The sequence below is a fragment of the Thermosynechococcus sp. M3746_W2019_013 genome (genome assembly GCF_015296045.1).
Taxonomy (GTDB): domain Bacteria; phylum Cyanobacteriota; class Cyanobacteriia; order Thermosynechococcales; family Thermosynechococcaceae; genus Thermosynechococcus.
Genome location: NZ_DVDW01000067.1, coordinates 1 through 11016 on the forward strand (window position 1 = coordinate 1; position 11016 = coordinate 11016).

General features: G+C 52.1%; 14 protein-coding genes and 1 riboswitch. Of the genes, 8 read left to right on the forward strand and 6 right to left on the reverse strand.

From position 1 onward, the window contains the following. The first annotated feature begins 242 nt into the window (after window positions 1–242). Window positions 243–827: a hypothetical protein gene (locus IGQ16_RS11475; protein ID WP_297061619.1), complete on the forward strand. Its 585-nt coding sequence runs from the start codon at window positions 243–245 to the stop codon at window positions 825–827. Between the two features lie 82 nt (window positions 828–909). Here IGQ16_RS11475 and IGQ16_RS11480 read toward each other — a convergent pair whose 3' ends face one another. The 4 genes from IGQ16_RS11480 to IGQ16_RS11495 form a co-directional block, all read right to left on the reverse strand. Next, window positions 910–1362, reverse strand: coding sequence for a DUF4278 domain-containing protein (locus tag IGQ16_RS11480; protein ID WP_024124719.1), 453 nt, complete (start codon window positions 1360–1362; stop codon window positions 910–912). 44 nt (window positions 1363–1406) lie between these two features. Then, a riboswitch (Glutamine riboswitch) is annotated at window positions 1407–1490 on the reverse strand. A gap of 115 nt (window positions 1491–1605) precedes the next feature. Then, a complete protein-coding gene (locus IGQ16_RS11485) occupies window positions 1606–2223 on the reverse strand; it encodes a Crp/Fnr family transcriptional regulator (RefSeq protein WP_024124720.1) in 618 nt (205 codons plus the stop codon). A gap of 179 nt (window positions 2224–2402) precedes the next feature. After that, window positions 2403–3923: an anthranilate synthase component I gene (trpE, locus tag IGQ16_RS11490; RefSeq protein WP_297061621.1), complete on the reverse strand. Its 1521-nt coding sequence runs from the start codon at window positions 3921–3923 to the stop codon at window positions 2403–2405. A 33-nt stretch (window positions 3924–3956) separates the two neighbouring features. After that, window positions 3957–4778, reverse strand: a complete 822-nt coding sequence (locus IGQ16_RS11495; RefSeq protein ID WP_225871786.1) for an aldose epimerase — start codon at window positions 4776–4778, stop codon at window positions 3957–3959. Window positions 4779–4862: 84 nt separating this feature from the next. Here IGQ16_RS11495 and IGQ16_RS11500 point away from each other — a divergent pair, with 84 nt between their 5' ends. The 6 genes from IGQ16_RS11500 (at window position 4863) to IGQ16_RS11525 (ending at window position 7882) form a co-directional block, all read left to right on the forward strand. Then, complete coding sequence (locus tag IGQ16_RS11500; protein WP_024124723.1) at window positions 4863–5228, forward strand: hypothetical protein; 366 nt, start codon at window positions 4863–4865, stop codon at window positions 5226–5228. Window positions 5229–5339: 111 nt separating this feature from the next. Next, window positions 5340–5681 (forward strand): LapA family protein, encoded by a 342-nt coding sequence (locus IGQ16_RS11505; protein WP_024124724.1) that lies wholly within the window; start codon window positions 5340–5342, stop codon window positions 5679–5681. A gap of 82 nt (window positions 5682–5763) precedes the next feature. After that, complete coding sequence (gene def, locus IGQ16_RS11510; RefSeq protein WP_024124725.1) at window positions 5764–6330, forward strand: peptide deformylase; 567 nt, start codon at window positions 5764–5766, stop codon at window positions 6328–6330. An 18-nt stretch (window positions 6331–6348) separates the two neighbouring features. Then, window positions 6349–6546: a hypothetical protein gene (locus IGQ16_RS11515; protein WP_024124726.1), complete on the forward strand. Its 198-nt coding sequence runs from the start codon at window positions 6349–6351 to the stop codon at window positions 6544–6546. A 16-nt stretch (window positions 6547–6562) separates the two neighbouring features. Further along, the gene (gene gcvH / locus IGQ16_RS11520) at window positions 6563–6946 is read left to right on the forward strand and encodes a glycine cleavage system protein GcvH (protein ID WP_024124727.1); all 384 of its coding nucleotides are present in this window, start codon (window positions 6563–6565) and stop codon (window positions 6944–6946) included. After that, entirely contained in the window at window positions 6947–7882 is a 936-nt protein-coding gene (locus tag IGQ16_RS11525; RefSeq protein WP_024124728.1) for a branched-chain amino acid ABC transporter permease, read from the forward strand. It begins immediately after the preceding gene. A 13-nt stretch (window positions 7883–7895) separates the two neighbouring features. Here IGQ16_RS11525 and IGQ16_RS11530 read toward each other — a convergent pair whose 3' ends face one another. Next, on the reverse strand, window positions 7896–9563 hold the full coding sequence (locus IGQ16_RS11530; RefSeq protein ID WP_081711814.1) for a Ppx/GppA phosphatase family protein: 1668 nt from the start codon (window positions 9561–9563) through the stop codon (window positions 7896–7898). Between the two features lie 97 nt (window positions 9564–9660). Beyond that, window positions 9661–10392: a hypothetical protein gene (locus IGQ16_RS11535; RefSeq protein ID WP_297061623.1), complete on the reverse strand. Its 732-nt coding sequence runs from the start codon at window positions 10390–10392 to the stop codon at window positions 9661–9663. Window positions 10393–10463: 71 nt separating this feature from the next. Between IGQ16_RS11535 and IGQ16_RS11540 the strand changes: the two genes are divergently transcribed. Beyond that, entirely contained in the window at window positions 10464–10988 is a 525-nt protein-coding gene (locus IGQ16_RS11540) for a GNAT family N-acetyltransferase (protein WP_024124731.1), read from the forward strand. The last annotated feature ends 28 nt before the right edge of the window (window positions 10989–11016 follow it).

The window sequence follows — 11016 nt, forward strand, 5'->3', positions numbered from 1 at the left end:
CCCATAACTCTATCAGGGGGCATTGTGAAAGCAGCATTATTAAAATTTGTTACGAACCGGAACTTCCCGCAGGTTCACCCCTGGGCTGTGGGTACCCTAGGGGAGTAAAGAATATGGTCCCTTAAAAAGCAACAGCAACTTTCTGAAGCATATTCTATGGCTTGCATAAATCTATAAGGTGCATAAAAAGCTGACCCTGTAGTATGCTTACGTTTTTTGAGTAATGGATTCTACTGGCACAAATGGTCATGAGAATTGGAGAACTCTTACTGAAGGCAGGATTAATTACAAGCGGTCAGCTCCAAGTTGCCCTAATGGAGCAAGGGATGTATGCCAACCTGCGTCTTGGTGAAATTCTTGCCCTTCATGGTTGGTTATCCCAAGAAACAATTGACTTTTTTGTAGAAGAGTGGCCAAAACTGGCTCAAGATAAAGAAAAGCGTCCTATTGGTTTTTACCTGAAAAAGGCAGGTTTATTAACGGAAGAGCAGATTAATCAAATTCTCAAGGAGCAGTGGCAAGCCAGCTATCGCTTTGGGGCATTGGCCGTCCTCAATGGCTGGGTGAAGCAGGAAACAGTAAACTTCTTTCTAGAACATATCAACCCAAATGCCCTCAAAGAAAGTGTCCGCATCGAGAAGGCCACATCATCAGTTGTCAACCGACTAACCCCGCAAAGTCGCAAGCATGCAACCAAACATTCAAAACAATCCTCCGAATCCCTGAAGAAGCATGTAATCGATCCAGAAGACTTGTCGGACATTGACCTTGACCTAGATATTGAATGGCTAGGCCGGCCAGAAAACAACTGTTACGTCAACCGCTGAAATAAAAAACTCGCACTAGAGGTAACTCCAATGCGAGGGTAATCACGAATCAGTCTTGAGAGAGGACAATGACGTCTGTGCCCTAACTCATTGTGGCAGGACTGCGATCATAGCTTGTCCAAACCTGGGGCTTAATTTTGCCCTGAATTTGGTTCCAATAGTGACCCGCGGCCGTAGGTAACCCCATTTGGGCAATCATCCGCGTCAGGAGGGATTGTTCGCGGTTTTTGATCACTTGGTGGTGATGGGTGAGAATGGCCCGCGACAGTTGATTGAGATCAAGCGCTGACATATTCACTCCACCGGCTGGGTTGGCAGTAGGGGTTGCCGTCGTATTCACAGCTTCCCCTTGACCCGTACGGTAGGCCACGCCGCGATAGATTAAATCCCGCACCGGTTGAGCCGGCGGCTTCACTGCGTGGGTGCAATGGTAATTCCAACCCCGATATTTTGCCACGACATCAGTTGCTTCGGTTTGTACTGCCGGAGGAACGTAATCGTATTGAACGCCGCGATAGGTAAGGGTAGTTTTCATAAGCATCGCCCCAAATTATTTACTAGGTGGTTTTCGTCAACTGAGGCGCGTTCCTTCGGGACAACTGCCCTACTTCCGTCTTCGCTGCTCACCTAATTTTCAGGTGCTTTCCAGCAAAGATGAACGATTTATTTCTGTATCTAATTTAACAGTTCTGGCATTATGAAGGCAAGTATTTACAAAAATTTACACTAAAAAACAACCTCTCTGTTCAAGGACGTCTGGATTGAGGGGGGATTGCCCTCAACTCTCAGCGGTATTCATCAGAATGACGTGGCGATCGCGATCGTAGGTGAGCCAACGTTCTTGCCGCAGCTTGCCCAGAAGGCGGGTCATGGTCACGCGACTCGTGCCGATGGCTGTTGCCAGTTGCTGATGGGTGAGGCGGACACTGTAGCGTGTACCCAGGGGATGAGGTTCACCAATTTCTTGCTTCAACAGCAGCAGTAAATGGCGTAATCGCTCCTCAACGCGGCGATGACTAGTAATTCCTAAGAGACCTTCCGCTTGCCGTAGGCGACGAGCTAAACCACGCACAAGGCTTTGGGTCAAGTTGGGCGAGGATTCCACCTCCACCAGCGTAAAGAGCATCAGCTCTGTCTTGGAAAGGGCCTTGGCTTGGTAGGCCATTAAACTGGTCAAGGGTAAACCAAAAGCAGTACCTGGTGTAGCCAGTCCCACCACCACTTCTTCCCCATCGGGATGTAGAAGATTCAAAAGGACGACACCCCGGCTCACTAGCCAAATGCGTTCTGGTTCCATCCAGATGGTGTCCCCGATACTAAACGTGTGCACTCGCAAGGAGGAGCGCCAGCGTCCATCCACAGGAGGAGTAACTGCAGCGGTGGAGACGTTTCCCATGGCGGTAGAACCTCAAGCAAAGGAACCAGCCCTTAGGTGTGTGCCTGAGAGCTGGGTTGTTCTGCCAACATTTCCAGTGAACATTCCCAGTGTTTGTGTTCTGGGTAACGTTAGCTAAAACTTTTTACTAAGCTAAGGGGCAAACGTAAAGATGAGATAATCCTTGGCTCAAGATTGGGTTAAAGTTTTGTTGTCAGGGCAGAAATCGCTTCTAACAGGCCCCGTGCTTTGTTGAGGGTTTCTTCGTATTCCCGCTGCGGATCGGAGTCGGCAACAATACCAGCACCCGCTTGCACATGAATCAGATGTTGATGGTCCGTCAGGGGTTGCACCACCATTGTGCGAATGGCGATCGCTGTATTGAGTTGACCTTCAAAGTCATAGTAACCATAGGCACCGGAGTAGGGGCCACGGCGGCAACCCTCCAATTCATAGATAATTTCCATAGCACGAATTTTGGGGGCACCACTGACTGTACCAGCGGGGAAACAGGCTTGGAGTAAGTCCCATGCCGTTCTATCAGGCAATAGTTCACCCACCACATTACTGACAATGTGCATAACATGGGAATAGCGCTCAATCACCATAAACGCTTCAACGCTGACACTCCCCTGACGACACACGCGCCCCAAATCATTGCGCCCCAAATCAACCAGCATGACGTGTTCGGCCACTTCTTTGGTATCGGCAAGGAGTTCTGCGGCAAGCTGCTGATCTTCGGTGTAGGTGTGCCCCCGCTGGCGAGTGCCAGCAATAGGACGCACAGTAGCAAGGAGAGACCCAGTGTTTTCAGGATGGTGCTCGGCTTTAACCATCACTTCTGGACTAGAGCCAATGATCTGCCATGTGCCAAATTGAAAGTAGGCCATGTAGGGGGAAGGGTTAATCAGGCGCAAGGAGCGATAGAGGGCAAAGGGATCGCCGCTGTAGGTGGCACTGAGGCGTTGGGAGAGAACGACTTGGAAAATATCCCCCGCACGAATGTAGTCCTTAGCGCGCTTCACATTGGTACGGAAGGTTTCCGGGGTAATGTTACTAGTGTAACTGGGGGTCTGGCGACTGGGTTGCCAATGGAGTTGAGTGGCCTCAGGGGGAATACGGGTTTGCAGTTTGCGCAAAAGCTGCTCTAGGCGATCGCTTGCGTGAGTATAGGCCGTTTTCAAGTCCGTCTCACGGGTATCGGCATAGACCACTGCCCAGATTTTTCGCTTCACCTGATCAAAAATCAGGATTTGATCCACCTGCATCCACACCCCATCAGGCAAATCCCTTTCTGTGGCAGGATGAATGGGAACCCGTGGCTCAATCCACTGAATCAGTTCATAGCCCCAAAAACCAAAAAGACCACCAATGCCCCCGGGCAGTTGCGGTAGCTTCACAGGCTGATAGGGTGCAAGGCAATTGGCCAAAATGGTGAAAGGATTGCCCGTAAACCTGGTGAGTGACCCATCGCGATGGGTTTGGGTGGTTTGGTTGCCGCGGGTTTCCAGTACCCACAGTGGATCACAACTAAGGAGACTGTAGCGGGCCAGTTGTTCGCCTCCCTCGACGGACTCCAGCAAAAAGTTGTAGGGGCGATCGCGACAGACCCGATACCAAGCCGACACAGGTGTATCCATATCCGCCACCCACTCCTGATAGATGGGGATGAAGTTACCCTGCTCGGCAAGTTGACAAAAAGTCTGAAAATCGGGGTACATGGTCGCGTGTGTGAAAACTTTCTTATTTTCTCCCTAAAGGGAAGCAACAGCAATCTCGACGCCAAGGGTCAGGTGCTTCTGGGGTGGCACGTGCAGTAGATCCACCCCCGTATTCAATGCATTGCGGGGGGCGGTCCAAGGTTCTAGACAGTAGTAGGGTTTGCCCTGAACCGTCCAAAAGACGAGGGTTGTGAACACTCTATCGTAGCGGAGCGTCAGGCAGTAGTGTTGTTGCAGGTCACAGACGCGAGCTACTTGACCCGTGAGCGGGCGACAGGCCAAATCGAGTTCTGCTGCACTCCAGTCAAACATGCCGCTAAAGGTGAGGGGTTGCTGGTTTTTTTGATCCACCATGGCATGGATCGGCAAGTCAAACTGCAATTGGTGCTTGTCAGCAACAGCAAAGTAGGGATGCAAACCAAAGCTAAAGGGCAAGGGGGTGTCACCGGGGTTAGCCACCTCAAGGGCGATCGCCAAGGCATTAGCAGCAAGGGTATAGGTTAAGGTCAGATGAAAGGGAAAGGGATAGACTTGGCGCGTGGCTGGAGTATCTTGCAATCGCAGTTTCAAGACATGTTCCTGCTGATCCAGCACCTGCCATGGCAAGTCCCGGGCAAAGCCGTGCTGTTTGAGGTGATAGGCTTGGCCACTGTAGTGAAATGTATCCTCGGGCAAATTGCCACAAATCGGAAAAAGGAGGGGAATACCACCGCGCACGCTTAACTGAGGGTTGGCAAAGCGCTCCCGATCTAAGTACAGCAGCTCATGACCCTGCCACTGCCAGCGACTAATGAGGCCACCGCGCTCTGGGATCACCTCAACGCGAGTACGTTCGGCATGAAGAGTATAGGGCATTACCATAGCTGGACAGTAGACCTGCTTCTTAGGATACACCCACGACTGCGCTAGAATAGCGGCAATGCCCTTGGAGGGAAGCCAATGTCCCTAAGATTTACCCTAAACTCCACCCTACGTTTTTGGTTCAGTGTGTTGCTGGTAACTTGGTTACTGGGGCTACTGGGGCTAGGCTGGCTAGTGCAATCCTTTCTGGTGCTGTTTTTATTCTTAATGGTAACTCCTGTGCTCCTTTTTGCGGGCTTGCAACTTTGGTTGCGCTGGAAGTTGGTGACGGCGGCTTGTCCAGTGTGTGGCTTTGAATTTAGCAGTTTGAATAATACCCAAACCCAATGCCCTGCCTGTGGCGAAATGCTGATGGTGCGCGATCGCCAGTTCCACCGATTGGCTCCCCCTGGCACCATTGACGTGGAGGCAGTGGAAGTGGTCAACCCTGTGATTGAGGACTAGCCACAGTGGTATGATTGGCCCAAGATTGTCTGTCGCTGGCAGCATGCCCGATGCGACAGTCCCTTGCTAAAACTAAAATGATAAGATTTGCCATGGGTTACGGGGTACTCTATGCGACAACTTAACTTCTTGATGATATTTGTCATTGGTTTGGGCTTAGTTCTCTTTAGTATCCAAAATACCGATCCAGTTAGTATTAAGTTTTTTGAAGGAAAGGTCATTCAAGCGCCACTGTGCGTTGAACTGATTGTCGCTATGGGGGTGGGTGCCCTCTTTGCCTGGGTCTTTAACGTTTGGGTACAGCTACAGCGCACCTTTACGATTCGGGTGGAAATGGAAGCCCGCGATGAACAAATTGCCCACCTTGAGCAGGATGTGGAGCGCTATAAAGCTGCCCTTGAGGAGCAACAACGCCTTTTGCCCAGTGTCAGCAGTGCCTCGACGGAAAAGTAGCCTAGAGCCTTGAAAATTCGTTAGGCTAAAAAGTGATTAACCTTTGTTGCCTTTGTTATTTTCTGTTAACTTGGCGTGTCCTATGGCTGTATCTCTGGCTGTTGAAAAGAAAAAGTTAAAAAATCCGCCCCTACAGCTGCACTATTTGGGCGATCGCGTGCTGCGTCAACCCGCCAAACGGGTCAGCAAAGTAGATGACAGTATCCGCGATATTGTGCGGAAAATGCTCCAAACCATGTACAGTGCCGATGGCATTGGCTTGGCGGCACCGCAGGTGGGCATCAATAAGCAAATTCTCGTCATCGATATTCATCCCGATGACCCTAAAGCGGAGCCGTTGGTGATGATTAACCCGGTCATTAGGGACTTCAGTGAAGAACTGGAGGTTTGCCAAGAGGGCTGCCTAAGTATTCCTGGGGTGTACCTAGAGGTGCGTCGTCCGGCTATGGTGGCGGTGTCCTACAAAGATGAGTGGGGTCGTCCCCAAGAAATCATGGCGGCTGGGTTGCTTGCCCGTGCGATCCAGCATGAAATTGATCATCTAACGGGGGTAATGTTTGTCGATCGCGTGGAAAACCAAGCGTTGCTGCGTCATGCACTCACGGAGCATGGGTTTACCGCCAGTGCTGTGCGTCCCATTGCTGCTTAACCCTGAGGAGCATTGTCTGTGGCCAAGAGTTATCTATACTTATTGGGGGCCTGTGTGGCAGCGATCGCCACGGTGGGTTGCATTTTTGAACTGAGCTCTGGGGAAGCCCAGTTGGGAACTGTGCCCACCACTGTGATTTTGCTCCTCAGTGCGCCCCTCGGTTTCGTGGCCTTTGTAACAGCGGTGCGCCTTGCCCGTGCCAGCGATCGCCCCTGATGGATTGGAATCTGCTATGACACTCACCTACCCTGAGGACCTGCAATACCTCGACAGCCACGAGTACCTGCGCCTTGAGGGCGACACGGCTACCATCGGCGTTAGTGCCTTTGCTGTGGATCAACTGGGGGATATTGTCTTTGTCGAGTTGCCTGCCGTTGGCGATACCCTAGAACCCGGCGAGCGCTTTGGCACGATTGAATCGGTCAAGGCCGTTGAGGATCTCTATGCGCCCCTTGGGGGAACCGTCATCGCCGTCAATCAAGCCGTCATTGACAACCCCGAGCAAATTGCTGCAGATCCCTATGGTGAGGGGTGGTTGGTGAAGGTGCAAGTCAGTACCCCCCCTACCGGACTCCTCTCAGCGGCGGATTATCGTGCCCTAGTGGAAGGAGCTTAGGTGGTAACCAACGCCTTGCAAGTCCTTGTAGATGGACTGGCCACAGGGAGTGTTTATGCCATCTTTGCCCTCGGCTATACCCTTGTCTTCTCGATTTTGGGCATTATCAACTTTGCTCACGGCGCTGTTTTTGCCATTGGTGCTTATCTCACCTATGCTCTCTTGGGAGGACGCTTTGGCTTTAATGGCCTGTTGGCCAATGGGCAGCTTCCCATTGCCTTACCCTTTGCCCCGGCCTTAGCTTTGAGTGCCCTTGGCTGTGGGCTGTTGGGGGTTGGCATTGATTGGGTTGTCTTTCGACCGTTGCGGCAGCAGCGCACCGATACCCTCTTGACGGTGGTGGCCAGTCTTGGAGCTGCCGTTTTCCTCACCAACCTGATCCAGTATTTAGTGGGTGCCGAAGTCTATACCTACCCCGATCAACTCTGGGGTGGATTGCCCCTTACCCTGCGATGGGGGGACATTACCCTGCGCACTAGCCAATTTATTATCTTTGCCGTGGCTGTGGTTTTGATGATTGCCCTGACCTATTGGGTGAAAGGGACGCGCATGGGGAAAGGATTGCAAGCCGTGGCTGAAAATCCGACTGCCGCCACATTGCTGGGCATTGATGGTGATCGCATTATTCAAGTGACATTTTTTGTTAGCAGTGCTTTGGCTGCTGTTGCTGGCACCCTCATTGCCTTGAGTGTTGGGATTACAGGGCCACAGTTTGGGGTGATCTTTGGTCTCAAGGGGTTAGCGGTGATTGTTGTGGGGGGCCTCGGGAGCTTACCGGGAACAATGTTGGCCGGTTTTTTGCTGGGATTGGTGGAGGCAATCGTGCCTGCGGCCGCTTCGGGGTTTCGGGATGCTGCTGCCTTTGCAATCCTCTTTCTGGTGCTGCTTGTGCGCCCCCAAGGGCTATTGGGTCAGCCCCCAGTTGAAAAAGTCTAAGGCGCTTCAATCACTAATTCACTGCTGTAGCTAGAACCGTGCCCCTGGCGGCCACTAATTCCACCTTCAAGCTGACGCTAAATTGGCTTTCAAAGGGTTCTTTTTTGTAGTTGACACTCCAAATTTCCAACTCACAGCGATCGCTAGGATCTGCCGGATGGATCTGCAGGCAAAACTGTCGCTGCGGAGCGCGCCACTCACAGGTAATGTGATCCACGGCCCCAATTTGTCGCCGATCCAAGGCCGAAGCCAGCCGTAGAATGGCACTGAGTTGCTCGACCATTTGCCGTTCTCGCCGTCCCATCAATTGACGGAAGTTTTCATGCTTTTTCTTGGGGGGGCTTTTGCGGTGATAGCGACAGAGGTTGGCAATGATTTCAATTTCCGTATCAGTGTAGCCGAGTAAGCCGCCGTGGCGCACAAGGTAGTAGGAATGTTTATGGTGGGCGGAATGGCTGACGTAGTGGCCGGCATTGTGGAGAATGGCCGCTGCCCAGAGGAGTTCCCGTTCTGCTTCTGTCCAGTTGTGGAGAATCCCTTGGGTGCGATCAAACAGGGTTAGGGCAAAATTGGCCACCCGTTCACTGCTGGCCAGATTGACGTGGAATTTTTGCGCCAAACTGTAGGTACTGCGCTGGCGGACGGAGCTTTGATAGCGCAGGCGGTCTTCAATCAGTCCGTGGGTCAGCATCCAATCCACAATGATGCCTTCCCGCAGGGCGCGATCGCAGGTGATCAGGCTGCTTTGGCCAAGCATCTCCATGGCCTCAGCGAGAATTACTGCCCCCGCAACAATAATTTCCGCTCGCCGCTCCGACATCCCCAAGAGTTGACAGCGTTGGTTAAAGTTGAGCCGCCGCAATTTGGCCAGCAGAGCTTTCAAGTCCTCAAGGGTGAGTTCATAGCCCCGTAGAGAGGGGGGGCAAGTACCAAGGCGATCGCAGGTGTGAATCATCATCAGGCTTTCAATGGTGCCTGAGGTACCCACCAATTGCGGTTTTTCATGGGGGCCGAGCTGCTGCCGCAGGTCCTCCACAGCGCGATCCAACATTCCCCGCACATAGGCACGCAGGGCAATGTAGTCTTGATCGCTAATGGGATCACTTTTGACAAATAAATCCGTCAGGCGCACAGCCCCCACCTTGGTACTACTGAGGCAACGAGGTTCATGGCCATCGCCAAGAATTAACTCCGTGGAGCCACCCCCAATGTCTATGATGATGTGGGGCTTGCCGTTGAATTCTAGCCCCGAGAGTACCCCCAAGTAGATGCGCCGCGCTTCCTCTTCGCCGGAAATGAGATCAATGGTCAGGCCGGTCTCTTTTTTGACCCGCTCTAAAAACTCGCGACCATTGGGGGCTTCGCGCACGGCACTCGTGGCCACGCCAATCATTTCTTCCGCCTTGAGGCCCGTGGCCAATTCGCGACAGCGCCGCAGGGTGGCGATCGCCCGCTGCATGGCCTCTTCCGTCAGTTGCCCGGTAATTTGGCAGCGTTCCCCCAGCCGCACCATATCCTTTTCCGTCGCAATGATTTTGAAGCTGGGTAAGCTGGGCTGAATTTGCACCACCACCATGTGAATTGAGTTTGTCCCGACATCAATTGCCGCCAGAATGCGATCGCTGAGGTTCACCGGTCGCCACAGGTGGAGATGTTGTTCAGCCGTCATTGGAGTTGTCATCAAGGGGACAAACATCCCCTATGGTACCCCAACTCCAAACCTTTTCAGGGGGATGAAACAGACTCAAAACATGAAAGCCAAGACGGTCTCTCCTATTTCACAAAAGGGCTGTATTTCCTGTTAAATGATCCTTGATTTTGGCGGCAATCCGTGAGCCTAAATAGTCGGGAATAACGCTGCCATTGGGACCCAGCAGATAGAGCAACAGCCGCACCCGCCCCTGCCAAAGCATAAAATTGATATTGACCACCAGCAATTCCTCTTGCCAAAGGGCGTGCATTACCTTATAGAGCAGTGCCGGATGATTTACAGACTCCACCAAGAGTGCCGGCAGATGAAAGACCTGATCTTGATAGAAACTGGTGGTAACTTGCGGCAGGCCTTCGTTGAGGTTAAACTCCATGGCCAGCATTTCCTCAACCGCAAACTCACCACTGAGGGTCTGTTGGAGGGCACGGCGGACGCTTTCACTGCGCTTTTTGGTCAGGGGTTTGCCCTGCTCTGAGAGCACAAGTTTGACAAAGACCAGCAGCGGTGGTCGCACATGGCCATAGAGCGAGACATTGTGAATCGTCAGCTTGTAGGCGGCCATCACCCCAAAGAGATCACTCAGGAGATAAGAGTGATTGCGGTGGGCAAAGTGGAGAATGGAGCGATCGCCCTCGGGGACGATTTGAATCACCGCCTGATTTGTCCGATGAATTTGAAAGCCCAACTTCAGGTTTTGCAGTTGGACGTCCCGACCAACAAATTGCTCATAAAAGTCCGGAAAAGAGCGGTTGAATCGCTTCAGGACATCAAGGTTACGCAGTTGAAAATCGGAAACCATGGGTGAGAGTCGCTATACTATAGCCTAGGCCGGGTTACACTAGGTCGTTTCTCCATCTCCAGCATACTTGCATGAGCTTCTGGAAATCGCTGTTCAATTCACAACCGACTGCCAGCACTACCACGACGTCCCCTAGTTTAGGTTCTCCGGTAGAGCGGGACAATGGCAGCGAAAGCAAAATTATTTTTAGCAAAGAAAAAGATATTGATGTCTATGAACTAGAAGAACTTTGTGATGCTGTCGGCTGGTCGCGCCGTCCGATTCGTAAGGTGAAAAAAGCAATTCAGCACAGCTTTTTGGTGATCTCAATGTGGGAGCAGCGGGGTGCCTATCGTCGTCTGATTGGCTTTTCCCGTGCCACCTCTGACCATGCCTTCAATGCCACGATTTGGGATGTAGTGGTGCATCCAGAATTTCAGGGGCGCGGTCTGGGCAAGGAGCTGATGCGGCAGATTATCAAAGAACTGCGCAGCGAGGACATCAGCAACATTACCCTCTTTGCCGATCCCCATGTGGTGGACTTTTACCGTCAGTTGGGTTTTCGCCCCGATCCCGAGGGGATTAAGGGAATGTTTTGGTACCCCAATTCCCGCTAGGCTCGATAATCAATAACATAGCTGAATG